General features: G+C 68.5%; 23 protein-coding genes. 12 read left to right on the top strand and 11 right to left on the bottom strand.

What is annotated here, in order from left to right; all coding sequences use genetic code 11:
- Positions 1-290: 290 nt before the first annotated feature.
- On the top strand, positions 291-1,262 hold the full coding sequence (locus ABT352_RS00195; RefSeq protein WP_350941294.1) for an SMP-30/gluconolactonase/LRE family protein: 972 nt from the start codon (positions 291-293) through the stop codon (positions 1,260-1,262).
- Between the two features lie 271 nt (positions 1,263-1,533).
- On the opposite strand, the gene ABT352_RS00200 is transcribed toward ABT352_RS00195, so the two are convergent.
- Positions 1,534-2,439 carry an AraC family transcriptional regulator gene (locus ABT352_RS00200; protein WP_350941296.1) on the bottom strand — a complete coding sequence of 302 codons (906 nt, stop codon included), beginning with the start codon at positions 2,437-2,439 and terminating at the stop codon, positions 1,534-1,536.
- Between the two features lie 157 nt (positions 2,440-2,596).
- Here ABT352_RS00200 and ABT352_RS00205 point away from each other — a divergent pair, with 157 nt between their 5' ends.
- Both ABT352_RS00205 and ABT352_RS00210 read left to right on the top strand, forming a co-directional pair.
- Positions 2,597-2,902 (top strand): putative quinol monooxygenase, encoded by a 306-nt coding sequence (locus ABT352_RS00205; protein ID WP_350941298.1) that lies wholly within the window; start codon positions 2,597-2,599, stop codon positions 2,900-2,902.
- A gap of 34 nt (positions 2,903-2,936) precedes the next feature.
- Entirely contained in the window at positions 2,937-3,911 is a 975-nt protein-coding gene (locus tag ABT352_RS00210; protein WP_350941300.1) for an alpha/beta hydrolase, read from the top strand.
- A 236-nt stretch (positions 3,912-4,147) separates the two neighbouring features.
- Here the strand turns inward: ABT352_RS00210 and ABT352_RS00215 are convergent, their stop codons facing one another.
- The gene (locus ABT352_RS00215) at positions 4,148-4,618 is read right to left on the bottom strand and encodes a MarR family winged helix-turn-helix transcriptional regulator (protein ID WP_350941302.1); all 471 of its coding nucleotides are present in this window, start codon (positions 4,616-4,618) and stop codon (positions 4,148-4,150) included.
- A 75-nt stretch (positions 4,619-4,693) separates the two neighbouring features.
- Between ABT352_RS00215 and ABT352_RS00220 the strand changes: the two genes are divergently transcribed.
- Entirely contained in the window at positions 4,694-6,790 is a 2,097-nt protein-coding gene (locus tag ABT352_RS00220; protein WP_350941303.1) for an MMPL family transporter, read from the top strand.
- Between the two features lie 783 nt (positions 6,791-7,573).
- Here the strand turns inward: ABT352_RS00220 and ABT352_RS00230 are convergent.
- Both ABT352_RS00230 and ABT352_RS40720 read right to left on the bottom strand, forming a co-directional pair.
- Entirely contained in the window at positions 7,574-8,047 is a 474-nt protein-coding gene (locus tag ABT352_RS00230; RefSeq protein ID WP_350941304.1) for a hypothetical protein, read from the bottom strand.
- Between the two features lie 10 nt (positions 8,048-8,057).
- Positions 8,058-9,311 (bottom strand): helix-turn-helix domain-containing protein, encoded by a 1,254-nt coding sequence (locus ABT352_RS40720; protein WP_502992728.1) that lies wholly within the window; start codon positions 9,309-9,311, stop codon positions 8,058-8,060.
- A 299-nt stretch (positions 9,312-9,610) separates the two neighbouring features.
- Here ABT352_RS40720 and ABT352_RS00245 point away from each other — a divergent pair, with 299 nt between their 5' ends.
- The 4 genes from ABT352_RS00245 (at position 9,611) to ABT352_RS00260 (ending at position 11,361) form a co-directional block, all read left to right on the top strand.
- Positions 9,611-9,901: a hypothetical protein gene (locus ABT352_RS00245; protein WP_350941306.1), complete on the top strand. Its 291-nt coding sequence runs from the start codon at positions 9,611-9,613 to the stop codon at positions 9,899-9,901.
- Positions 9,898-10,356: an ATP-binding protein gene (locus ABT352_RS00250; protein WP_350941308.1), complete on the top strand. Its 459-nt coding sequence runs from the start codon at positions 9,898-9,900 to the stop codon at positions 10,354-10,356. Before ABT352_RS00245 ends, ABT352_RS00250 begins: the two co-directional genes overlap by 4 nt.
- Positions 10,353-10,616, top strand: coding sequence for a hypothetical protein (locus ABT352_RS00255; protein WP_350941310.1), 264 nt, complete (start codon positions 10,353-10,355; stop codon positions 10,614-10,616). The genes ABT352_RS00250 and ABT352_RS00255 overlap by 4 nt, the downstream gene beginning before the upstream one ends.
- 193 nt (positions 10,617-10,809) lie before the next feature.
- Positions 10,810-11,361, top strand: a complete 552-nt coding sequence (locus ABT352_RS00260) for a sensor histidine kinase (protein ID WP_350941312.1) — start codon at positions 10,810-10,812, stop codon at positions 11,359-11,361.
- Between the two features lie 107 nt (positions 11,362-11,468).
- On the opposite strand, the gene ABT352_RS00265 is transcribed toward ABT352_RS00260, so the two are convergent.
- The 7 genes from ABT352_RS00265 to ABT352_RS00295 form a co-directional block, all read right to left on the bottom strand.
- Positions 11,469-12,002: a nuclear transport factor 2 family protein gene (locus tag ABT352_RS00265; RefSeq protein WP_350941314.1), complete on the bottom strand. Its 534-nt coding sequence runs from the start codon at positions 12,000-12,002 to the stop codon at positions 11,469-11,471.
- Complete coding sequence (locus ABT352_RS00270; RefSeq protein ID WP_350941316.1) at positions 11,999-12,469, bottom strand: Atu4866 domain-containing protein; 471 nt, start codon at positions 12,467-12,469, stop codon at positions 11,999-12,001. Before ABT352_RS00270 ends, ABT352_RS00265 begins: the two co-directional genes overlap by 4 nt.
- Positions 12,466-13,320: an MmyB family transcriptional regulator gene (locus ABT352_RS00275; RefSeq protein WP_350941318.1), complete on the bottom strand. Its 855-nt coding sequence runs from the start codon at positions 13,318-13,320 to the stop codon at positions 12,466-12,468. The genes ABT352_RS00270 and ABT352_RS00275 overlap by 4 nt, the downstream gene beginning before the upstream one ends.
- A gap of 239 nt (positions 13,321-13,559) precedes the next feature.
- Positions 13,560-14,540: a threonine ammonia-lyase gene (locus ABT352_RS00280; protein ID WP_350941320.1), complete on the bottom strand. Its 981-nt coding sequence runs from the start codon at positions 14,538-14,540 to the stop codon at positions 13,560-13,562.
- 276 nt (positions 14,541-14,816) lie between these two features.
- On the bottom strand, positions 14,817-16,313 hold the full coding sequence (locus ABT352_RS00285) for an endo-1,4-beta-xylanase (RefSeq protein WP_350941322.1): 1,497 nt from the start codon (positions 16,311-16,313) through the stop codon (positions 14,817-14,819).
- A gap of 580 nt (positions 16,314-16,893) precedes the next feature.
- On the bottom strand, positions 16,894-17,643 hold the full coding sequence (locus ABT352_RS00290) for a hypothetical protein (protein ID WP_350941323.1): 750 nt from the start codon (positions 17,641-17,643) through the stop codon (positions 16,894-16,896).
- A 96-nt stretch (positions 17,644-17,739) separates the two neighbouring features.
- A complete protein-coding gene (locus ABT352_RS00295) occupies positions 17,740-18,759 on the bottom strand; it encodes a LacI family DNA-binding transcriptional regulator (protein ID WP_350941325.1) in 1,020 nt (339 codons plus the stop codon).
- A 249-nt stretch (positions 18,760-19,008) separates the two neighbouring features.
- Between ABT352_RS00295 and ABT352_RS00300 the strand changes: the two genes are divergently transcribed.
- The 4 genes from ABT352_RS00300 to ABT352_RS00315 all read left to right on the top strand — a co-directional run bounded on the left by ABT352_RS00300 (position 19,009) and on the right by ABT352_RS00315 (position 23,516).
- The gene (locus ABT352_RS00300) at positions 19,009-20,286 is read left to right on the top strand and encodes an ABC transporter substrate-binding protein (protein ID WP_350941326.1); all 1,278 of its coding nucleotides are present in this window, start codon (positions 19,009-19,011) and stop codon (positions 20,284-20,286) included.
- Between the two features lie 93 nt (positions 20,287-20,379).
- Positions 20,380-21,306 (top strand): carbohydrate ABC transporter permease, encoded by a 927-nt coding sequence (locus ABT352_RS00305; RefSeq protein ID WP_350941327.1) that lies wholly within the window; start codon positions 20,380-20,382, stop codon positions 21,304-21,306.
- Positions 21,307-22,158 (top strand): carbohydrate ABC transporter permease, encoded by an 852-nt coding sequence (locus ABT352_RS00310; protein ID WP_350941329.1) that lies wholly within the window; start codon positions 21,307-21,309, stop codon positions 22,156-22,158.
- A complete protein-coding gene (locus tag ABT352_RS00315) occupies positions 22,155-23,516 on the top strand; it encodes a GH1 family beta-glucosidase (protein WP_350941330.1) in 1,362 nt (453 codons plus the stop codon). The genes ABT352_RS00310 and ABT352_RS00315 overlap by 4 nt, the downstream gene beginning before the upstream one ends.
- Positions 23,517-23,563 lie beyond the last annotated feature (47 nt).

Here is a 23,563-nt window from a genome sequence, read left to right on the forward strand (position 1 = left end):
CCATCGGCCGAGGAGGCCGAGGAGGCCGGTGCGTCCGGGCGCGTCTGGTCGCAGCGTGTCCACCACGCCCTCTCTCCACCGTGCCGCCCTCCCCTCCACCGTGCCTCCCGTCGAGACCGGCCTCGCGCTCGGCGACCCGGTGGCACGGTCTGTACCGCCTCCCGGCCGCCCCCGTCTCCGGCCGCCCTCATGCCCGCCGGCCGGCGGCACGATCACGACCTCCCCCGAACCCCCTCTCGACCACGGCGCCGCGCCGCGGCTGCCGCATGCCGGAAAACAGTGAAGGAACCATGTCCAAGCGAAGCATCAAGATCACCATGTCGGCCCTTCTCATGGCCGCGGCCACCATGACCGCGACCGCGCCGGCCAACGCGACGTCTCCCAAGGGACCACTGACGGACGTGCGGATCGCCACCCACTTCGACCTGTCGGCGGGCCAGATGCCGGAGAACATCGCCCTGCTGCCCGACGGCACGGCGAACATCACCTTCGCCGCCAGCCGCCAGGTGGCCCAGGTCACCCCCCAGGGCAAGACGCGCATCCTGGCGACCCTGCCCGCGCCCGCCGACGGCGGGGTCAACACGCCGATCCTCGGCTTCCCCCTGGCCACCGGCATCGCCCACACCTCTGACGGCACCGTGTACGTGCTGTACGCGACCGGCACGGCCGACCTGACGGGGCTGTGGCGGCTGCGCCACGGCAAGGCCCCTCGGCGCATCGCCGCGCTGCCCGCGAACGGCCTGCCCAACGGGCTGGCACTGGACGGGAAGGGCGAGCGGCTCTACATCACCGACTCGGTGCTCGGCACCGTGTGGACCGTCCCCGTCACCGGCGGCACCCCCACCGCCTGGTCCACCGCTCCCGAACTCGCCTCCACCGGTTTCCTCGGGGCCAACGGCGCGAAGGTACACGGCGGCGCGCTGTGGGTGACCAACCTAGACCGGGGCACCCTCCTGCGCATTCCGGTCCGCCCGGGAAACCGGGCGGGAACGCCGCAGGTCAAGGCATCGGGCCTGGTCGGTATCGATGATTTCGCCTTCACCGGTCGCGGCGACGAGATCCTCGCGGCTCTCAACGCCCCCAACACGGTCGTACGCATCAAGCCCGACGGCACCAGCACCACCGTTCTGGACACCGGCGACGGACTTCAGAACCCCACCTCCGTCGCCCTGCGCGGCAATGACGTGTACGTCCTCAGCGCCGCCTACACCACGGCCACCGACCCCAACCTGCTGCGCGCACACCTGCGCAGGCACCCGTAAACCCCGCCACGGTACGACTACGGGGCATGGTCACGGCCACCGTGACCATGCCCTGCCTCCAAGGAAGTGTGGCCCACCACGCTACGGACAACAGGGCACGCATCATGGGCGACGTCACTCCCGGCGACATGGAGGCGCCCCAGGTCTAGGCGACGAACGGACCGGTCCCGTCATCGGCGGCCGGTCCTTCGTCATGCCCACGGCCGGCCGGCCCGCGGACGGCGGCTACCGAAATGCGGGCCGGTGCCCGGCCTTCGGGCCGGGGAGCGCGTCAAGCGAGAGCCGGTGACAGGCGGGACGTCGAACCGCGCAGGCGGGCGGCGTCCTCGCTCGGCGGCACGCCGAACTGGCGGCGGTACTCCCGGCTGAACTGTGACGGGCTGTCGTAGCCGACGCTGTGACCGACGCCGGTGACGTCGTTGGAACGTGTGGCGAGCAGGAGCCTGGCCTCCTGCAACCGGATCTGCTTCTGGAACTGGATGGGGCTCATCGCGGTGACCGCCTGGAAGTTGCGGTAGAAGGCGGACACGCTCATGCCCGCGAGTCGCGCCACCTCCTCGACGCGGAAGGGCCGCGTGTAGTGGTCGCGGATCCACCGGACGGCGCGGGCGATGTGGGCGAGGCTGCTGTCGGCGAGTCCGAGCTGGCGTACGACGGCGCCCTGCTCGCCGGTGATGACCCGCCAGAGGATCTCCCGCTTGATCATCGGTGCGAGCACCGCGATGTCGCGCGGCTGGTCGAGCAGGCGCAGCAGCCTGACGACCGCGTCGACGAGCGCGTCGGGCGCATCACTGACCGCCATGCCGGACGGGGCTCCGCCGCCGGCGGGCGGTAGGTCTCCGGGGGCGGCCTGCAGCAACAGCTCGGCGACGGTGGCCGGGTGCAGGACCAGGCCGAAGCCCATCGCCGGCCGCTCGGGGCTCGCCTCGGTGAAGTGGCCGGTGATCGGCATGTCGACCGAGGCGAGGAGATACTGCCCGGCACGGTATTCGTACACGCGGTCGCCCAGCGCGATCCGTTTCGCGCCCTGCGCGATGAGCGCCAGCACCGTGCCCGACATCGAGGAGGACGGTGGGCTCGGCCGCTCGACCTTCGAGACCAGGACACCGTCGATGGCGGTGGTCATGTCGGGCCGGGCGTGGCGGTCGAGCAGGGAACGCAGCTCCTCAAGGTCCATGCCCTCGATTGAAGCACAGGCCCGATACTCCTCAAAGAAAGAGTATTAGGCAAGGGCGAGAGAGCATCTCTCTAACGTTTTCCCTGGTCGCGCTGCTTTCATGGAGTTGCAAGCATCGCAGGAGCAAACGCGAGCTCCACGAACAAGGAGATCCCCCATGATCGTCGGCCACGGTTTCCACGCCACCATGACCGCGCAGCCCGGAAAGGGTGACGAGCTGGTCGAGTTCCTGCTCAACGCGCCGTCCCTGCCCAACGAGGACTGCGTCGTCTTCCTGGTCGGCCGCTCGGCCGGTGACCCGGACACCGTCCACGTCACCGAAGGCTGGACCAGCCGGGAGACCCACGCCAGGTTCTTCGCGACCGAGGAGGCGCAGGCGCTGGTCGCGAAACTCCAGTCACTGCTCGTCGGCGAGTCCCTCTACAGCGACGAGGTGCCGGTCGGCGGCAAGGCCGCCTTCTGACCCCTCCGGCCGACCCCCGCGAAAGGAACTCACCATGACATCGGTACGCCCCGACCTCGACCCCGAACTGCGCGCGCTGCTCGCGGAGATGCCGCCCATGCCCCCGCTCGGCCCCGAGGTGCTCGCCCAGCTGCGCCAGTACCCGCAGACGCCGATCGACACCCTCCTCGAAGGCCGCGCCGTCGACCGGCGCGAGGTCACCGTCCCCACTCCGGACGGCACGATGCTCCCGCTGTCGATCATCAGTCCCGCCGGGACCGACCGCACCACACCGGCACCGTGCGTCTACTGGATCCACGGCGGCGGGATGATCATGGGGGATCGCTTCTCGCAGATCGACATCCCCCTCGACTGGATCGACCTGCTCGGCGCCGTCGTGATCTCCGTGGACTACCGGCTCGCGCCGGAGGCGACGGGCACGACCCTGGTCGAGGACTGCTACCAGGGCCTGCTCTGGATCGCCGAGAACGCCGAGGACCTGGGTATCGATCCCGCCCGCGTCGTCGTCGCGGGCGCCAGCGCCGGCGGGGGTCTCGCCGCCGGGGTCACCCTGATGGCACGCGACCGCGGCGCCCCGGCGATCGCCGCCCAGGTGCTGATCTGCCCCATGCTCGACCACCGCAACGTCACCACCTCCAGCCGTCAGTACTCCGGCGGGCACGGTGTCTGGACCCGCGAGATGAACGAGTACGGGTGGCGGTCGGTTCTCGGCGACCTCACCGGCCAGGACGTGTCCGGCTACGTCTCACCCGCGATGGCCGACGACCTCTCGGGCCTGCCCACCACCTACATCGACGCCGGCACCGCCGAGGTCTTCCGCGACGAGGACGTCGACTACGCCACCAGGATCTGGGCGGCCGGAGGCCAGGCGGAACTCCACATCTGGGCGGGAGGCTTCCACGGCTTCGACGCGCTGTATCCGCAGGTACGCCTCTCGGCCGCGGCGCGCCGGACGCGCGACGACTGGCTCACCCGGGTGATGAGCCCGGACCATGCCCCGAAGGCATGACCCCGGACCATGAGCCCAGGCCAAGTCCAGGCCGTGAGCCCAGACCATGAGCCCGGTCATGAGCCCTGATTCCGGCACGTGGGCGCCGCCCCGGCCGATGCCCCCGTACAGGCACGGCCTCGGGTCAGATGTCCGGAGGAACGGGGCGGAGACCCGCCGCCCGCACCCCCCGCCCACGACGAACGAGAAGACCGACGCCGTACGCAACCGCCGGGCCCGCGCGCTCGAAGAGCGGGTCAGTGAGAACCCGGCGCGGCTCGCAACACGTCGAGTTCCTCGTTCATCGCGTCTAGGAAGGCGGCCACGGTGCGCAGTTCCTCCGGGCTGAAACGCCGCAGGACCTTGTCCGTGCTGTGGCCGAGCGGGCGGAAGAAGACCGCGGCGAACTCCTGCGCGGCGTCGAGGTAGTGCAGGTGAACCACGCGCCGGTCGTGCACGTCGCGAACCCTGCGGATGTGCCCGGCCCGTTCCAGCCTGTCGAGGCACGCGGTGACGGCCCCCGAGGTGAGGTTCAGCTGCTCCGCCAGCCGGCTCGGGGTGATCGGCGACGGAGCGTCGAAGATCTTCATCAGGGCCTGGACGTCGGTGGGGTGCAGCCCGTGCTGGTGGGCGAACTCGTGGGCGATGCGGTTGAACTCGGCGGTCATCCTTCGCAGTCGCATCGCGAAGGCCAGCCGGTCGATGCCCTCCCCGCTGTCGCCGTTCATGACGCCATGCTACATTACTTCAATTATTGAGATACTCGATGATTGAGTTATCGTATGTCATGGAAAGGTGATGTCATGGGGCGGCGACCGATCCGCTGGCTTGTGCCGGCGCTGCTGGTGCTGGTCTGGCTGGGCATCGGCGGAGGGCTGGGGCCGTTCGCCGGCAAGCTCACCGAGGTGTCCACCAACGACCAGGCCGCTTTCCTGCCCGAGAGCGCGGAGTCGACACGCGTCCTGGAGGCGCAGGAGAAGTTCCGTCAGGACGAGACGCAGCCGCTCATCGTGGTGTGGACCGCGAACGGCGGCGACATCACCCCCGAGCAGAACACCGCGGCGACCCAGGCGCTCGCCTCGCTGCGCGGCACGGACGGCGTCGTCGGGACGCCCACGCCCTCCATCCCCTCCGAGGACGGCCGGGCGCTGCAGGGCGTGGTCCAGCTCAGCCCCGACCTCGACACCTCGCTCAGAGAGGTCCTGGACCGGGTCGGCTCTGCGGTGGCGGTCGACGGCCTGCGGGCCCAGCTCGCGGGTCCCGTGGCGAGCCGGGCCGACCTGTCCGACGCCTTCGCCGGGATCGACGGCCTGCTTCTCGGGGTGGCGCTCACCACCGTTCTGATCATCCTGCTCGCGGTGTACCGCAGCGTCCTGCTACCTCTCGTCATCATCGGCGGCGCGATCTTCGCGCTCGGCCTGGCGTGCGCCGTGGTGTACTTCCTCGCCGACCGCGACATCGTCCGGGTCGACGGTCAGGTGCAGGGCATCCTGTTCATCCTGGTCATCGGCGCGGCCACCGACTACGCGTTGCTGCTCACCGCCCGCTTCAGCGAGGAACTGGCCGCGACCGGCGACCGCTTCGCCGCGGGCCGCGTCGCGCTGCGGCGCTCGTTCGAGCCGATCGTCGCCAGTGCCGCCACGGTGGCCCTCGCCCTGCTCGCGCTGCTGCTCAGCGGCCTGACCAACAACCGCGCGCTCGGCCCGGTGGGCGCCATCGGCATCGCGTGCGCCGCCCTCAGCGCGCTCACCTTCCTGCCGGCGGCCCTGATCCTGCTGGGCCGTGCCGCCCTGTGGCCGTCGAAGCCGCGTCCGGCCGACAGCACGGCACGCGGGATCTGGCACCGCGTGGCCGCCGTGGTCGACCACCATCCGCGCCGGCTCTGGATCGCCACCATCCTGCCTCTCATCGCCCTCGCCCTCTTCGCGCCGCAGCTGAGCGCGAGGGGTGTGCCGCTGGACGAGACCTTCGTGAACGACGCGCCTTCGGTGGCGGCACAGGCGGCGCTGAGCGAGCACTTCCCCGGAGGCTCGGGGCAGCCCGCGGTCATCGTCGCCCCCTCGGAGCGTGCCGAGGCCGTGGAGGAGACGGCACGCGGTGTCGAAGGCGTGTCCGAGGCCGCGACGGTGCCCGAGAGCGGACGGCCGGGTGACGACACCCCCAAGATCGTCGACGGGCTCGTGCTGGTGGAGGCGACGTTGAACGACGCCCCGGACAGCGACGCCGCCCAGGACACGGTCAAGCGCCTGCGCGCCGCCTTCGCCGCCGAGAACGACGTCCTGATCGGCGGTTTCAGCGCCCAGCGGTACGACACGACGGAGACCGCGAAGAACGACACGCTGCTCATCATCCCGGTCGTCCTGGTGATCATCCTGCTCATCCTCGTCGTCCTGCTGCGCTCGCTGATGACACCCGTGCTCCTGGTGGCCACCGTCGCGCTGAACTTCCTCGCCACCCTCGGCGTCTCCACGCTGGTCTTCACGCACGTGTTCGGGTTCACCGACGGCGACGCGTCCGTGCCGCTGTACGGCTTCGTCTTCCTGGTCGCGCTGGGGGTGGACTACAACATCTTCCTCATGTCCAGGGTGCGCGAGGAGACCGTGCACCACGGGGCACGAGAGGGTCTGCTGCGCGGGCTCGTCACCACCGGCGGAGTGATCACTTCGGCGGGTGTCGTGCTCGCCGCCACCTTCGCCGCGCTCGTGGTGATCCCCCTCACCTTCCTCGTACAGCTCGCCTTCATCGTCGCCTTCGGCGTCCTGCTCGACACCCTGGTGGTGCGCTCCCTGCTCGTCCCCGCGCTGGTACGCGAGCTGGGCGCGCGGGCCTGGTGGCCCAGCCGCCTGGGAAAGGCCGACGCGCCGCGGACGTCCCCGGAACTGACCGAGGCGTCACGGTGACCCCCGGGCCGGCAGGCGACGGCACGTCCCGTCGTTTCGTGAGCCTGCGGTAGCGGTGGAGGGCGGCGGTTACCGGGGAGGCCGCCCTCCACCCGGTGTGAATATCCTGTGAGCTCCGGCCCCGGCCCGCCCCGAGCACCGCCGAGGCGCCACCCGAGCGCCACCTGGGCGGCCTCGCGGGCCGGAAAACTCACAGGAGGCTCACAGATCCTCTCCGAGATCGCGCAGCCGGCTGGTCCAGGCTCGGTCACATGATTGAGTTACGGAGGTTGACCAAGCACTACGGCCAGGTGGCGGCGGTGAGCGACCTGAGCTTCGATGTCAGGCCGGGTGTGGTCACCGGGTTCCTCGGCCCGAACGGCTCGGGCAAGGCCGACTACCAAGTTAGGGCGTATCTCTGTAGCCAGATTGTTTTAGATATCCGCAGGCCAAGGGGCCTCATGGGGATCTTTTCATGCCAGGTGCTCAACGCACGGCTTCGCCGGACGCGTCGGCGCGCTGCCTATGTCCAGCTCTGTTTGGAACGGTCGGCACCATGCGGGATCCTGCACCTCCCTCAACCTCATAGCTGCTGACACCGGGACTGCCGACCGGGTTCTGTCAAGTGCGGCTTTGCGTGTACATGTTCCCCGTGACCTTCATACGGGCTGATTGTCCTCCGGTCGCAGCCGTGCTTGACGGGTTCCGGGAGCCCCGGATAATCGGGCGGCGGGGTCACCCACCTGCACGCGCTATGCGAATCGGTGTGTGGAGCGGGCCGTGCAGACCGAACAGACTGAGCCGTTAGCGTTGAGCGCCTTTGGGCCAGATGACGTGAATCCTCAGCCCTCGTTCTCTGGCTTCGGCTACGACATCTGCCGTTCCGCCGTATCCCCTGGCAGGCTTGCCGTCCCAGACGGCGAGTAGTTCGTCAGCGTGATCAAGCATGAAACGGCTGGCCGCCATGTGTGACTCAGCGGTGGACTCGATGAAGTCCATCGTGTGATCCTGCTCGGCTCTGGCGAGTAACGCGTCGTACTCCTGGTGCGCCTCGGCGGGCAGTCCTTCCCGGTACCTCCTGGCAGGGGTCACGACCTCCAGCGTTCCGCCTAGGTCGATGACGGCTCGGGCGAAAATCTGATCAGCTCCGTCCGCGAGGCATGACAAGCCCGTGAGCGGAGGGGTGTATTCGGTGAGCAGCGAGCGAATGGCATCGTCAATCAGAGTAGTGATCTCGGGGGAAAGGTTCCGGTGCCCGGAGACGGCGATGCGGATCATAGACTTCTTTCTAAAGGAGAGTCGCGCGAAGCCGCTCATCAAACGCGCGGGCACTGCCTGTCATTGGACCGCTATAAGTTCGGCGAAACCGTCTAGTGCGTTGGATGATCCGTTCTGAGCCGTAGGTGATCCCTACCGTCAGGGCGTTTGATATCAGGTGAAAAGCCTCGTCGTACTCCTCGGCCGTGGCCTTGGCGGTAGCGATCTCAGTCATGATCACTCCACGTTGCTTGATGGCTGGTTGGGCCGATGACAACGACTCGGCGAACGCGGTCACGGCTTCGTCCGCGCGGCCGAGTCGCACCATGACCAGTGCGCGATAGCCTGCGAGCTTCGCATCATCGAAGGGAAAGACCCAAGGCCACGGTGGTGCTGTTGCTCGTTCGCTGTCGATCACTGCGGATTCGGCCTCTCGCAGCGCGGCTACGGCGGCAGGGGCGTCATGGGCGGTCGCGTGGCCGAGTGCCTCAATGCTGCGCAGCCATGCCCGCGCGGTCGCCGGTGGCCGTTCACCGAGTTCCCTGCGCGCTTGGGCGAGCAGGTCCAGCGCCGACATGGGATCATCGGCGTCGATCTCGAAGGCGGCCAGGCTACCGATCATGTAAGCCGTCAACAGGGGGCGTTCGGCCTGACGGGCACTGTCGATCGCCACACGGTAGTAGGTGCGCGAGGTGCCGATGTCATGCATGTCGGCATGAACCCATGCGGCGAAACCAGCGGCCTCGCTCATCACTGCACGGATGTCACCGGTGAACTCGGAGTGGGTAGCCCGTCCGAGCACACGGTTCGCCAGATTCACATTTGCTATGGCTCCTCGGGCTAGCTCACTAGCGGGCGTCGTCGCCTCTAGACGTCGTTGAGCACCGGTGATGCTGGTCAAAGTGGGCGCGGTGGTTTCGTCTACCTCCGCACGTTTGGGCAAGGGCAGGGCTGCAAGAGCCGTGAAAGCCACCGCCTTGCCAAAATCTCTGCGTTTCGTTGGATCGTCATCCCCTCGGGTACCGAATCGGAGCAAATGGAGCGGAAGCCCGATTCGGACTGATATTTCCCGGACCTGGTCCACCGTGAGCGGCTGACGATTCCGCAGCACTTTAGAAACCCAGCTCTGGGAGTAGCCGACCGCCTCGGCCAGCTGGCCCTGCGTCCATCCGTTGGCCCGCTGCACCTCAGTGAGGACAGCGGGAATGTCACATTCCGCCAGAGCGGCTGCCACGGCGGGCGTGGACCAGAACTGAAGCGAGGGACGGCCTTGGTCCTGTCTCATAACGTTAGGTTAGGCGCGGAAGTGCTACCGCACAGATATTCGCGAGAAGAATAATCCCAGTGCTGCCAGTGCTACGGCATTAATTACGGCAATGCCCGCAGCGATGATCCCCCTGTGAGTGCTTATCCGCTCCGTACAGCAGGGGCTACTGCTTGCAGTCAAGAGTCACGACGCTCCCCTGCCCGCACTGGAGGCATGGCGTAGCCCTGGCTCTCGTCCAGGCTCACACAAGCGCGGACCCGCCTCAGTGATTGCGCACTGGACGGGTCCTTGATCGCACATCTGGAGGTGCACGATCCATGGGTAACTCTATGGCCGCTCGGAACACGGCACGAAATCACCTGGAGCAGCGGTACATCCATCTCGTCCGCCTGGCGTGGGATCTCCGCTGCCTGGGCCTGGGGGCAAGGCTGGAGGTCCCGCAGCAGATCGAGCCGTACCTGCTCGTGCTGGGCGCGAAGCGAGAGTTGCGCGTGGTCATCCTCGCGGAGAGGGGATGGGTCTTTCGCTGGGGTCGCGGCAAGGCCGGGCGGGTCGACGTCCTCAACGAGAAGGCGGCGCAGATCATCCTTCTTAAGGCGGCGCTGTGAGCCGGGAGGGCGTCTACAGCGCGGTGGAGGCGATGTTCCGGCGCTGGGACGGGCTGTGCATCGTGGGCAGTCGCAACTTCGCGGGCGAGAGGCAGTCGGCGGGGCGGGCTCGTGCGTGGGTGAGGGACCTGCTGAGCGCGCATCGCGTCTGGGGAGATGTCCTGGACACCGTGACGCTGCTCGTCAGCGAGGTCGTCACGAACAGCATCCTGCACAGCGACTCGGGCAGCGACCCCGACGGGGTGATCATAGTCGTCGTGGGACTGGGCAACGGCGGGATCCACATCGAGGTGATCGACCGGGGTTCGGCGGTCAACGTACCGAAGATGCGGCCGACCGATGCGGAAAGTCTCAGCGGGCGGGGCCTGGACTGGGTGAACGGCCTGTCGGATGGCTGGGGCTCCGATCACGACAAGGAGATGGGGCGCGCGGTCTGGTTCAGGGTGAAGACATGATGACGGCGGAGGCTGCTGCGGGGCTGTTGTCCGAGGCTCTGGACGATGAGGCTGTCTGCTTCGAGCGCGTCCAGGTCGGTACGGGCAGGGCACACGGGCTGGCGCTGGTGGTGGTCTCGCCGGATTTGGTGGTGTGGTGCGACGGTCAAAAGTTCTGGTGGCCTGCCGGGTGGGACACCGAACGTCAGCGCACGCTCTACGTTTCGCGACGGGTCACCGACCTTGACGAGGTCGTGCGATGGATCGCCGAAACCCGGTGAGCGCCGTCAGGGTTCTTCGTCGTAGCAGGAGTCAGAGCCGGGCCGTCTGCGTGATGGCTCGGCCCTGCTGCGTGCCAGGCTGTGAGAGATCCGGCTCGGAGAGGAAGAACCGTGCCGACGAACTTGGGCTCTGATGGGCGCACCGTGTATCAAGATCGTTTTCGTGGGCCCGCGGCGCCTATTCAAGATCACTATGGAGTGGAGCGGCCGACGCCAATGCGAAGCACCCCGTAGGGGCCGCGTAGCGGTTGGGGCCGACGCCCACCACGACCTGCGCACCCTGGACCCCACCCGCCAGGTGACCCTGACCGGCCCGGACGGCGGTCCTCCCACGCAGGCATCGGTCCACGGTGACGAGGCCAGGCTGCGGCAGGTGGTGACCAATCTCGTCGGCAACGCCGTCACCCACACCCCGTCGGGCACCCCGGTGCGGATCGGCGTCGGCACGGTCGGAGACGAGGCCGTGCTGGTGGTGGAGGACGCGGGTCCCGGGCTCACCGCCGAACAGGCGGCCCGGGTGTTCGACCGCTTCTATCGCGCGGACGGCTCGCGCAGCCGCACCCCGGACGGTGGAACGGGGTTGGGTCTGGCCATCGTCCGCTCCATCGTCACCGCCCACGGCGGCCACGTGGAACTCCGCACGGTCCCCGCCGAAGGCGCCACCTTCCGGGTGGTCCTTCCCGCCACTCCGGATCCCGCGTCCTCCCACACCGAAGGAACAGGCCCAGTCGGTTCCCTCGCTTGAGAGGCAGGACCCCGTCGGACGCGACGGCCCCGAGGAGCCGAACGCCACGTGAAAGCCGGAGGCCTTGGCTCATCCTGAAGACCCTTCGGTTCCGGAGCGGAAACAGATCAGTCCGGTTCGACGCGATCGACGAGCTCCCGTACGGCGATCATGTCCAGGTAGGCGTGGCTGCGCATGACGCGGCCGCCCTGTAGCCACCAGACCCAGCAGTACTCGTTGTGGTACTCCACACCGTCGATCGCCGTCGCGTCGCCGGCGAAGCGAATGATCACGGTGTCGCCTTCACTCCACAGATCATGGATCGTCATCACGAGCGTCGAAGCCAGACGATCCATGATCGGTGCCGATCCCTGTGCGAGGAACTCAGCCTTGGACGTGTACGTACGCCCATTCACGATCGTCCACTTCACATCGTCGTGGAGGATCCCATAGATGTCGCCGCCGGCGTTCTGCCGCTCGAAGGCTCGGAGCACGGCTGCCCTGTTACGGCGCTCCCGAGCCGACCGGCCGGGCCGCGCCGCGTCGGCATCCTCGTGAGGTGCCGCCGAGGCGCCGGCGGTCCCGGACACCATCATCAGCCCGCCGGCGATCCCCGCCGTCACGAATGTGCGCCGGCTCCGCTGTGACATGCCGTTCGTCATCTTTCTTCCTCCCTTGCTCGTCGGTGCGCGTCGCTGCCCTCTCGGTGGAAGACGTAGCCCCCGTGGTGCAGCACGTCCTCGTCGAACGTCCCGTCCGCGCTGAATCCGGTGTCGTCGACGTACTCGATCCGGGTCCCAAGGACCCGGTAGGAACCCGTGTAGGCGCTCTCCCGCTCTCCGCGAGCCTCGTCGTAGCGGCCGTTCGCGAGCAGTTCCTGGCGGATGTGCCCGTCGGCCGTCACCCACATTCCGACGTACGGGTGCGGTGACACCTCTCCGGTCTCGGCCGGACGTGTCCGTGGTGTCGCCGTACCGGGTGGCGAGGGCTCCTGCAGGCTGGGCCGCCCCGTGTTGTCGGGGCCCGCGAGACCTCCGCCGTCCGGCCCCGTGGAGCACGCGGCGAGACCTCCGATGAGGAGTACGGCGGCGCACATGCCGCCGGTCATGGCTTCGAGACGAGCCCTCACGAGGTCCTCCCCCGCAGGTCTTCCCGCTGTCCGGAGCGAGTCGCCGTCAGCGAGCCGAGCAGGCGCAGCGCGTCCGCGGTCCGGGTGCCCTCCTGGGCGTGGTAAACGATCAGTTGCTGCCCAGGGGCTGAGCGTACGTCGAAGGCCTGTAGGCGCAGGGTCAACTCGCCGACCTCTGGATGAAGCAGGACCTTCGCGGCGTGACTCTTGCCGCGCGCGTCTCGCCGCCGCCAGAGGTCGGCGAACTCGCGGCTGTTCTCCGTGGCCGTCCGCAGTATCTCGCGGATCCGTGGATCGTCCGGCCGGGCGCCCTCAAGGAAGCGGAATCCCGCGACCACATTGGCCGCGGCCGTCTCCCAGTCGGCGTAGAACGATCGAAGCGCCGGGTCGAGGAAGATCGCGAGCAGCAGGTTCGTGCCGGGTTGGAGATGGTCGAAAACCGCGCGCCCCAACGTGTTCGCGGCCAAGACGTCGTAGGCCCGTCCCAGGATCAGAGCCGGTGTGCGGTCCCACTGCTCGGCCAAGGCCGGCAGTTGGGGATCCGCGCGCTCGATGCTGCCCTGATGGCGTGGGGACGGGGTCATTCCCCCGATCCGATACAGGTGCAGCCGACCGTCGTCGTCGAGTAACAGTGCGTCGCTCAAGGCGTCCAGGACCTGCGACGACGGCCGCCGCTCACGGCCCTGCTCCAGCCGCAGGTAGTAGTCGACGCTGATGCGGGCCAGCATCGCGACCTCTTCGCGGCGCAGGCCGGGGACGCGTCGCCGCCCGTCCTCCGGCAGACCCACGTCGGACGGCGCCACCTGCGCGCGTCGGCCCTGCAGGTACTCACCCAGTCTTGAGGTTGCCATGTTCTCAGGCTAGGTTTCCCCGCGGCCGGGAGCCTGGTCCCAGTGCTCCCAGGACGGACACGCCCCTCTTCCGCCGAGGCTCGGCCGAAGATGGAGCACATGATCGACATTCTCGCCGTCTTCGGCGCCGCTGACCTTGGCGCTGTCCTCATGAGCCCCGACAGCTCACGGCGCCGACCGATCCGGGGCGGCCACGCGCCGTCCTGCGCGACGGAGTACGGGGAACGTAGGGGCGATCGTCACGATCCGCGGACGGGAGCCGCGCCGATCCAGCGGTGATAGGCGTTCATGTCGACGTTGCCGCCGCACACGACGGTGACCACGTGGCGGCCCGCGAAACGGTCACGGTCTTCGAGGATCGCCGCGACGCCGAGCGCGGCCGACGGTTCGACGACGAGACCGGCGTGGTCGAGGAGCATCCGCATACCGGCGATGATCGACGACTCCCGGACGAGGACGGCGTCGTCGGCGACGAGGAGAAGGTCGTCCAGGACCTCGGGGATGGGACGCCGACCGGCGACGCCGTCGGCGATGGTGTCGGTCGAGTCGGTGGTGACGACGCGCCGTTGGCGCCACGAGTGTGTCATCGCCGGTGCGCCCAGTGGCTGGACGCAGATCACCTCGACTCCGGGCGCGAGGGCTTTCAGCACATGCCCCACACCGGTCGCCATCGCCCCGCCGCCGAGGGCGATCAGGACGGCGTCGAACGACGGTGCGGTGTTCACCAGTTCCAGGCCGATGGTCGCCGCGCCCTCGCAGGTCTCGATGTCCAGGCTGTCCTCGACCAGCCGGATGCCGTCGTGGCGCGCGATGGCCACGGCCCGCTCGCGCGCCGTGTCGAAGTCGCCGTCCACCAGTTCCAGTCTCGCGTCCAACGCGCGGATGCGATCAAGCTTGACCGCGGGCGCGAAACGGGAGGCCACGACGGTGACGTCGAGCCCTCTGCCGCGCCCGGACCAGGCGAGCGCCTGGCCGAGGTTGCCCGCGCTGGCGCACACCGCCGCCCGCGGTCCTTCGTCGGCGAGCCGGCTCGCGATCACCTCGGTGCCGCGGGCCTTGAAGCTGCGCACCGGGTTCGCCGTTTCCAGCTTGACGCTCACCGCGCACCCGAGGCCGGGCTCCAGCGCCTCGCAGCGGTACAGCGGGGTGTCGAGAAAAACCGGGTCGATCACATGGCGAGCCGCCCGGATCCGAGCGGTGTCGAGGCGGGTCTCCAGCACGACACGGCAGCGTAGTGCCACCGGCGCCGTTCCGTACACGGGCCGCCTCGGTGGCCGAGGTTCGTCCGTGTCGACCACGACGCACAGACCCGCACCGAGCAGGCGGGTCTCACCTCTCCGGACGTGAACGCCCTCCACGCGACACGGCGGACTCGGTGTCGTACCGAGCCCGCCGTGCCGACCTCATCGGGTCCTGGTCACGTGCCGTGACGCCGCTCCCCCGGTTCCGGGGAGCTCACGTGCCGGGTGGTGTCAGGGTCTCCTGAGCATCCCGTCCTAGCTGCTCCACCTCTGGGTGGACTGGCCGTTGCAGCTCGCGATGGTCACACCGGAGGTGTTGCCGGTGCCGGTGACGCTGAGGCACAGGTTGTTGGCGACGCTGGTGATGGTGCCGTTGGAGTTACGGTTCCACTGCTGGTTGTTGCCGCTGTGGCAGTCGTACAGCTGGACACGGGCGCCGGAGCCCGCACCGGTCGGGGAGTCCAGGCACTTGCCGAGGATCTGAAGCTGCCTGCCGGAGGTGTAGGTGAACTGCTGGTTGGGGTTGGTGTGGCAGTCGTAGATCTGCAGCTGGGTGCCGTTGGCGGTGGCGCTGTTCGGCGAGTCCACACACCTTCCCGCCGCCTCGTTACGCAGCCGGAACGAGGTACCCGGCGGCGGCGTGACCGTCGGGGTCACCGTCGGGGTGGGGTTCGGGTTGGGGCTGGCGGCGTTGAGCGCGTTCAGCACCGAGGTGTAGGCGGCCTTCTTGTTGCCGTTGCCGTCGAAGAGCAGCGGGCTGGTGTTGGCGCCCAGCCAGGAGTCGCTGTCACGCACACCCCACACGGTGATGCCGGTGCAGCGCGCCACCGCCAGGCAGTCGTTGACCACCGCGGCGTAGGTCTGCGCAGAGCCGCCCTGGATGTCCAGCTCGGTGATCTGCACGTCCACACCCAGCGCCGCGAAGCTGGAGATGGTGGTGCGGTAGTTGCTGTTGTAGGCACTCTGGCTGTTGAAGTGCGACTGCAGGCCCACACAGTCGATCGGCACCCCGCGCGCCTTGAAGTCACGGACCATGTTGTAGACGGCCTGGGTCTTGGCCCAGCTCCAGTTGTCGATGTTGTAGTCGTTGTAGCAGAGCTTGGCGGCCGGGTCCGCGGCCCGCGCGGTACGGAAGGCGACCTCGATCCAGTCGTTGCCGGTGCGCTGCAGGTTGGAATCCCGCCGTCCGCCGGAGTTGCCGTCGGCGAAGGCCTCGTTCACCACGTCCCAGGCGTAGATCTTGCCCTTGTAGTGGTTCATCACACCGTTGATGTGATTGATCATCGCCTGACGCAGGTTGTTGCCCGACATGGCCTCCATCCAGCCCGGCTGCTGGGAGTGCCAGGCCAGCGTGTGCCCGCGCACCCGCTTGCCGTTCTGCACCGCCCAGTTGTAGATACGGTCGCCGTTGGTGAAGTTGAACTGGTTCTGGTTCGGCTCCGTAGCGTTGATCTTCATCTCGTTCTCGGCCGTGATCATGTCGAACTCACGGTTCGCGATCGTGGTGTACTGCGAATCACCGAGCTTGCCCGCGGCGATCGCGGCGCCGAAGTATCGCCCGCTCTGCTGGGCCGCCGCGCCGAGCGTGGTCGCCGCGGCACTCGCGGAGCTCGAGGCGCCGGCCGAACCCGGAACCGTCACCGCCGCGAACGTGCCGAGCACGAGGGTGCCGAGGGCACCGGCGACCAGGGTCCGGCGGAGACCACCGAGGGGTCGCCGGGTTCCGGGCGGGGGAATGGCATTTGTGCCCATAACTGAGCCTCCGTATTTTGGTCATGGAAAGCGGGGAAACGGGGGGACATCCCATGGACCGACGCCGCGTCCCTCGCCGGGGAACGCACACCACTGAGGCGTCGCGGACGACGATCTCTGCCGCGCACCACCGACTGGCAGGAAGACCGTCTCGGGGACTCAGTCTGGAAACGTTGACGAAATATGTCAAGGTCCCTCAGAAACTTTCGGTTAACCTGTATGACACGAGTGCCACGGACCTGCTCCGATGCCGCCCGATCCCGCCGAAAGCCGCGCCGCCGCCACCCGAGCCACGACATCGCCGATGAAACTTTCAGCGCGACACCCTCTCCGACCAGGTAAGGCCACCCCACGAGATGCCGAACAGGCTGGCGCGCCCCACCTTCCTCCCGGCCCGGCGCGCACGGGGTTCTTGACAGCCCCTCCCGCCTGAGGTTTGCTTCCCTCCACCACCACAACCCGCTCGAAAAGAGAACAAAGCACGATTGAAAGGCGGAAAGTTAGCGCTAACAACGCCAGAGAATCGCCTGAAGGCGGGCCCTTTCGCCACCCACAAGGACCCGCCGTCGCTCTCGTGGGATTACTCGTCAGGCAGCAGGTATCGCCAGGAGAGCAGGAAGAGCGTTCCCGAGCCGGTCTTGAAGAGTGACCGCTCGTACTGCTGCCCGGCAGGCACCGCCTTGACGATCGCGCTCACCGCCGCCCCCTCGATGTCCTTCTGCCACACCGGGTCCACCGTGCCCGAAGGCTCCGTGACCCCCGCGGGCCACGGCGCCGGCTTGCCCTCCGCCGACCCGGCCGCTTCGACGACCATTCGGACGCGGGTGGCGACGTAGTCGGTGCCCGCCTCCGCCCGGGCCGCCAAGCCCTCCATCAGTTTCTTCGCGTCCGAGAGCGCCTTCGGGTAGAAGTCCGCGACCTGCTCCAAAGCCGGGACCCGGACCTGGAGCATCTTTCCGTCCTTCCCCCGTACCCCGAAGACGGTGGTCGGCACGTCCGTCACCGCCGGCGCACCCGATCTCGGCTCCGCGGTCGGCGACTGCCCGGTGAGGTACTTCTCCATCGACGCGACCGTCTCGTCCCTTTCCGCATCGGTGAGCTTCAACTGCCTGCTCGCGTCGACGATCACCAGGCCGTCGCTGTACAGCACCACCCTCGGCGGACGCAGCACGTTCGTGGTCGGGGTCACGAACCCGCCCTCCGCGCCCCACAGGGCGACCGGCTTCGCCGGCCCGCCGTCAGCCGCGACAGCCGACATATCCGGTTCCGCTCCCCCGCATGCCGCGGTCAGTGACAACAGCGCGACGAGCAGGGCCGTTCGTAGTCTCATGCCCCACAAACGTACGCTTCCTTCAACTGGTTCAGCCGGTGTCGTCCGAGGTCAGGCGGATCCGGGTGCCGTCGGTGCCCGCACCGGCGATCGCGGTCAGAAACGGGGGTCGGGGCCGGTGGAGCCGCGGACGACAAGGGTGGTGGGCAGGAGGCGCGAAGGAGGGGTGACGTCTTCGTTGATCATCGTGATGACCGCCGCGGCCGCCGCCGTACCGAAGCCGGCCTTGTCCTGGGCGAGCGTCGTGAGCCCCGGCGGCACCAGCGCGGCGAGCTCGATGTCGTCGAACCCGACCAGCGCGATGTCCTCGGGCACCTTCAACCCCGCCTCGGTCACGGCCCGCAGCGCGCCGATCGCCATCTCGTCGCCCGCGGCGAACACCGCGTCGGGCGGCTCCTCCAGCTCCAGCAGGGCGCGCATCGCGGCGTACCCGCTCGACAGGTAGAAGTCGCCCTCGACGACGAGCTCGGGGCGGTGCGCCAGGCCGAGTGCGGCCAGTTCCTCCAGGTAGCCGCGCAGCCGCTCCGCGCCCGGCCTGGTGCGGGTCGGGCCGGTGATGGTGGCGATGACCCGGCGCCCGGTCGCGTGCAGGTGACGGACCGCCTCGCGCGCCCCGGCCGCGTTGTCCGAGGTCACGTAGGTGGTCCGCGGTCCCTCGATGGGCCGGTCGAGGGAGACGCACGGCACCTCCGAGGCCGCCAGCGGCTGGAGCGAGGGGTCGTCCCTGCCGTTGTCGATGAAGACCACGCCGTCGAGGTTGTGCCTGCGCACGGCGCGGAGAAAGTCGTCGGGCGTGCCGTCCTCGCTGGTGGCGAGCATGAGCAGGTGGTAACCGCGCTCGCTCAGCGCGGTCTTCAGCCCGATGAGGATCTCTTGGAAGAACGGGTGCCGCCAGCCGGGACGGCGGTGGTCGGTGTCCCAGATCAGGCCGACCATGCGGGATCTCTTGGTGGCCAGGGTGCGTGCCGACTCGTTGGGCAGGTATCCGATGCGTGCCGCGGTGCTGAGAATGAGCTCGCGGGTCTGTGCGTTCACCACCTCGGGGTTGTTGAAAACGCGGGAGACAGTCGCCGACGACACCCCGCAAAGGCGCGCCAGCTCTCGAATCGTTGCCACGGGCGTACGTTATCGCATCTCGCTGAAACCGGTTTCATGTAACCGGTTGCATGGAAGTTATGCGAGAGGCCGCATCGTGTCAACCCACCATTTCGGGTTTCAGGCGCGTGACGTTTCCGTGACTTGACATCAAGTGGCGACGTTCTGTGAAATATCCCACTGACAGGCCGATGCCACACCGCTGCCACGGGGCTCGGCCCGCTCATCGCATCTCGCAGCCACCCTTCCTCTCCCCCAAAGGAGCCCCAGGTGTCTGCTGAACGAATCCGTCTCGCCGCCGGAGTGCTCGCCATCGGCATGCTCGCCGCAGGGTGCGGCGGCTCCACCTCCACCGGCTCCACGCCGACCGACGGCAAGATCACCCTCACCCTCAACCTGTTCGGGAACATGGGCTTCAAGGAGCTCTACGCCAAGTACGAGGCGGCCCACCCCAACATCAAGATCGTCGAGAGAACGTCGGCGTACAACGACCACCACCGCAACCTCGCGGCGCACCTCGCCACCGGCGCCGGCACCGCCGACGTCGAGGGGATCGACACCGGCTTCATCGCCCAGTTCAGGAACCAGCCCCAGCACTTCGTCGACCTGCGCCAGCACGGCGCCGACCAGCTCAAGGACCGCTGGCTGCCGTGGAAGTGGGAGGCGTCGCTGGCCAAGTCGGGGGCCCAGATCGGCTACGGCACCGACGTCGGCGGCCTCGCCATGTGCTACCGCCGCGACCTGTTCGAGAAGGCCGGCCTGCCCACCGACCGTGAGGAGGTCGGCAAGCTCTGGCCCGACTGGACCTCCTACTTCGAGACCGGCAAGCGCTACACCGCCAAGAAGCCGGAAGGCGCCGCGTTCTTCGACGGCGGCCCCCAGGTGTTCAACGCGATGATCGGCCAGGCCGAGACCGGCTACTACGACGCCGACGACAACATCGTGGTCGCCACCAACCCGGCCGTGCGCTCCGCCTACAACGAGGTGCTCAAGGCCGTGGCCGACGGCCAGTCGGCCAAGCTCGTCGGCAGCTCGCCCGCGTGGAACACCGGCTTCGCCAAGAGCCAGTTCGCCACCATCGCCTGTCCCGCCTGGATGCTCGCCAAGATCCAGGACCAGGCGAAGGCGTTCGCCGGGAAGTGGGACGTGGCCGCCATCCCCGGCGGCGGCGGCAACTGGGGCGGCTCCTACCTCACCGTCCCCGCCCAGAGCAAGAACCAGAAGGAGGCCGTGGCGCTGATCGCCTGGCTCACCGCGCCCGAACAGCAGATCGAGGTGTTCAGCAAGCACGGCATCCTGCCCTCCACCGTCGCCACCTACGAAAAGCCCGAGGTGACCGGCCTCAAGCACGAGTTCTTCAACGACGCGCCGATCGGGCAGATCTTCACCACCGCCGCCCTCAACCTCAAGCCGCAGCACCAGGGCCCGAGGGCCGGTGACATCCAGACCGCCATCCGCGACACGATCAACCGTGTGGAGGAGGGCAAGCAGAACGGCGACGAGGCGTGGACGCAGATGCTCGGGGACGTCGAGCGCATCGGCAAGTGACGACGCGCATCGATCCGTGAGAGCCGCGCGACGGCGGGCTCAGGGCTCAGGGGAGAGCCCGCCGTCGCGCCCCCTTCCCCCGAGGAGTCGACCGTGACCCCCGTCAGATCAGGGCCCCGGCGCCGCTGGGCCTACCAGCTCGACGTCAAGGGCTCGCCGTACCTTTACATCGCCCCGTTCTTCCTGCTGTTCGGCGCGGTGGGCATGTTCCCGCTGTTGTACACCGCCTATGTCTCCCTCACCGACTGGAACCTGCTCGACCCGGAGCGCGAGTGGGTGGGACTGGCCAACTACGCCGAGTTGCTGGCCGACGACTACTTCTGGAACGCGCTGTTCAACACCGTCAGCATCTGGCTGCTCTCCACCGTGCCGCAGCTGCTGGCCGCGCTGTTCCTCGCGCACATGCTCAACCGCAGGCTGCGCGCCCGCACGCTGTTCCGGATGGGCGTGCTGCTGCCCAACGTGACCTCGATCGTCGCGGTCACGATCATCTTCACCCAGCTCTTCGGCCGTGACTTCGGCATGGTCAACTGGGGCCTCGGCCTGGTGGGCCTGGATCCGATCGACTGGCAGGCCGGCACGCTCTCCTCACACGTCGCGATCTCGCTGATCGTCATCTGGCGGTGGACCGGCTACAACGCCCTCATCTACCTGGCCGCCATGCAGACCATCCCCGAGGACCTGTACGAGGCGGCCCGGCTGGACGGCGCGAGCCAGTTCACCCAGTTCCGGAAGATCACCATTCCGATGCTCCGCCCCACGATCATCTTCACCGCCGTCGTGTCCACCATCGGCGGCTTCCAGATCATCGCCGAGCCGCTGCTGTTCCAGGCCGGCACCGGCAACCCGACCGGCGGCTCGGACCGCCAGTTCCAGACCGTCGGCCTCTACCTCTACGAGCAGGGCTTCAGCATGTACGAGTTCGGCTACGCCTCGGCGATCGCCTGGACGCTCTGCGTGATCATCGTGGTGATGGCGCTCGTCAACTTCGCCGTCACCCGCAGGATCAGGAGCAGCTGAATGGCACCCCTCACCGCCGTCCGACGCGGACTGAACCCCCACGGGGCCGGGTTCTGGACCTACGCCGCGCTCGTCGCCGTGCTGCTCGGCTCGATCTTTCCCATCTACTGGTCGCTCGCCGTGGCCTCCCACGACAACGACGTCATCGCCAGCGTCCCGCCGGTCCTCACCCCCGGCGGCCACCTGTTCGAGAACATCGCCCGCGTCTTCGACACCACCGCGTTCGGCCAGGCGATGTTCAACTCCTTCATCGTCTCCGGCTCGGTCACCGTCTCGGTCGTGCTGTTCTCCACGCTGGCCGGCTTCGCCTTCGCCAAGCTGCGCTTCCGCGGACGCAACGTGCTGCTCGTCATGGCCATCGCCACCACCACCGTGCCGCAGCAGCTCGGCATCATCCCGCTGTACATCCTCATGGCGGAGCTCGGCTGGACCGGCAGGCTCGGGGCGGTGATCGTGCCCGGCCTGGTCACCGCGTTCGGCGTGTTCCTCATGACCCAGTACCTCTCCAGCGCCATCCCCGACGAGCTGCTGGAGGCCGGTCGCATCGACGGGTGCAGCACGCTGCGGCTGTTCTGGCACGTCGTGCTGCCCGCCGCCCGGCCTGCCACCGCCGTGCTCGGCCTGTTCACCTTCATGCATGCCTGGAACGACTTCTTCTGGCCGCTGGTCGTCCTCACGCCGGAGAACCCGACCGTCCAGGTCGCGCTCTCCAGCCTGGCCAGCGGCTACACCACCGACTACGCGCTCGTGCTCACCGGCACCGTGCTCGCGATCGTGCCGATCGTGGCGGTCTTCGCCGCGCTGGGCCGTCAGATCATTGGGGGAATCATGTCAGGAGCGATCAAGGGATGACCCAGGACCGTACGCCCTTTCCCGCCGGGTTCGTGTGGGGGACGGCCACCGCCGCCTACCAGATCGAGGGCGCCGTGGACGCCGACGGGCGCGGCCCCTCGATCTGGGACACGTTCTGCCGCGTCCCCGGCGCGGTGGCGAGGGGCGAGAGCGGCGAGCACGCCTGCGACCACTACCACCGCTGGCGGGAGGACGTGGAGCTGATGGACCGGCTCGGCGCCGGCGCCTACCGCTTCTCGCTGGCCTGGCCCAGGATCATGCCCGACGGCGACGGCCGGGTGAACCGGCGCGGCCTCGACTTCTACCGGCGGCTCACCGACGCCCTGTGCGAGCGCGGCATCGAACCGTACGTCACCCTCTACCACTGGGACCTGCCCCAGGCTTTGGAGGACCGCGGCGGCTGGCGCGACCGCGACACCGCCGAGCGCTTCGCCGACTACGCCGAGGTCGCGCACGAGGCGCTGGGCGACACGGTGTCCCGTTGGATCACGCTGAACGAGCCGTACTGCTCCTCCATCGTCGGCTACGCCGAAGGCCGCCACGCACCCGGCGCACGCGAGGGTCACGGCGCGCTCGCCGCCGCCCACCACCTGCTGCTGGGCCACGGCCTCGCCACGGCCAGGCTGCGGGCGCGGGCGCGCGAGGGAGAGCAGGTCGGCATCACGCTCAACATGTCGCCCACGGTGCCCGCGACCGGCTCGGCGGCCGACGCCGACGCGGCGCGCAGGATGGACCTGCTGGTCAACCGGCAGTTCACCGACCCGCTGCTGCTCGGCGCCTACGCGTCCGACATGGAGGAGACCTTCGGCGCCCTCAGCGACTTCTCCTTCCGCCGCGAGGGCGACCTGGAGGTCATCGGCGCGCCGCTGGACTTCCTCGGCGTCAACTACTACTACCGCATCCACGCCGCCTCGGCGCCGTACGAGCAGACCGACCCCGCACTGCGTTCCGCCTTCGACCTCGGGGTGCGCGGCGTCACCCCCGACGGCGCGAGGACGAGCGGGCTGGGCTGGCCGGTGGAGCCGCAAGGGCTCCACCAGACCCTCCTCGGCCTGACCGGGCGCTACCCCGCGCTGCCGCCGATCCTCATCACCGAGAACGGCTACGGCGACGACGGGACCCTCGACGACACCGGTCGCGTCGACTTCCTGCGCGACCACCTCGCCACCATCCGCGCCGCGATGACCGACGGCGTGGACGTGCGCGGCTACTTCTGCTGGTCGTTGCTGGACAACTTCGAGTGGGCCCGGGGGTACGCCGCCCGATTCGGGCTCGTCCACGTCGACTACGAGACCCAGGCCCGCACCGAGAAGGCGAGCTTCCACTGGCTGCGCGAGTTCATCGCGAAACAGGGATAGCCGGGATACCGGCGACATACAGGGACAGCCGGGGAGAACGACCAAGC

The organism is Streptosporangium sp. NPDC000563, from assembly GCF_040299985.1.
Taxonomy (GTDB): Bacteria; Actinomycetota; Actinomycetes; order Streptosporangiales; family Streptosporangiaceae; genus Streptosporangium.

Bases quoted from the DNA above. Each gene is read 5' to 3' on its own strand.
- ABT352_RS00290 (WP_350941323.1), bottom strand. From the start codon at position 17,643: ATGAGACTACGAACGGCCCTGCTCGTCGCGCTGTTGTCACTGACCGCG.
- ABT352_RS40720 (WP_502992728.1), bottom strand. From the start codon at position 9,311: ATGAGACAGGACCAAGGCCGTCCCTCGCTTCAGTTCTGGTCCACGCCC.
- ABT352_RS00285 (WP_350941322.1), bottom strand. From the start codon at position 16,313: ATGGGCACAAATGCCATTCCCCCGCCCGGAACCCGGCGACCCCTCGGT.
- ABT352_RS00265 (WP_350941314.1), bottom strand. From the start codon at position 12,002: ATGACGAACGGCATGTCACAGCGGAGCCGGCGCACATTCGTGACGGCG.
- ABT352_RS00205 (WP_350941298.1), top strand. From the start codon at position 2,597: ATGATCGTCGGCCACGGTTTCCACGCCACCATGACCGCGCAGCCCGGA.
- ABT352_RS00195 (WP_350941294.1), top strand. From the start codon at position 291: ATGTCCAAGCGAAGCATCAAGATCACCATGTCGGCCCTTCTCATGGCC.
- ABT352_RS00315 (WP_350941330.1), top strand. From the start codon at position 22,155: ATGACCCAGGACCGTACGCCCTTTCCCGCCGGGTTCGTGTGGGGGACG.
- ABT352_RS00275 (WP_350941318.1), bottom strand. From the start codon at position 13,320: ATGGCAACCTCAAGACTGGGTGAGTACCTGCAGGGCCGACGCGCGCAG.
- ABT352_RS00245 (WP_350941306.1), top strand. From the start codon at position 9,611: ATGGGTAACTCTATGGCCGCTCGGAACACGGCACGAAATCACCTGGAG.
- ABT352_RS00210 (WP_350941300.1), top strand. From the start codon at position 2,937: ATGACATCGGTACGCCCCGACCTCGACCCCGAACTGCGCGCGCTGCTC.
- ABT352_RS00310 (WP_350941329.1), top strand. From the start codon at position 21,307: ATGGCACCCCTCACCGCCGTCCGACGCGGACTGAACCCCCACGGGGCC.
- ABT352_RS00260 (WP_350941312.1), top strand. From the start codon at position 10,810: ATGGAGTGGAGCGGCCGACGCCAATGCGAAGCACCCCGTAGGGGCCGC.
- ABT352_RS00230 (WP_350941304.1), bottom strand. From the start codon at position 8,047: ATGATCCGCATCGCCGTCTCCGGGCACCGGAACCTTTCCCCCGAGATC.
- ABT352_RS00220 (WP_350941303.1), top strand. From the start codon at position 4,694: ATGGGGCGGCGACCGATCCGCTGGCTTGTGCCGGCGCTGCTGGTGCTG.
- ABT352_RS00215 (WP_350941302.1), bottom strand. From the start codon at position 4,618: ATGAACGGCGACAGCGGGGAGGGCATCGACCGGCTGGCCTTCGCGATG.
- ABT352_RS00255 (WP_350941310.1), top strand. From the start codon at position 10,353: ATGATGACGGCGGAGGCTGCTGCGGGGCTGTTGTCCGAGGCTCTGGAC.
- ABT352_RS00200 (WP_350941296.1), bottom strand. From the start codon at position 2,439: ATGGACCTTGAGGAGCTGCGTTCCCTGCTCGACCGCCACGCCCGGCCC.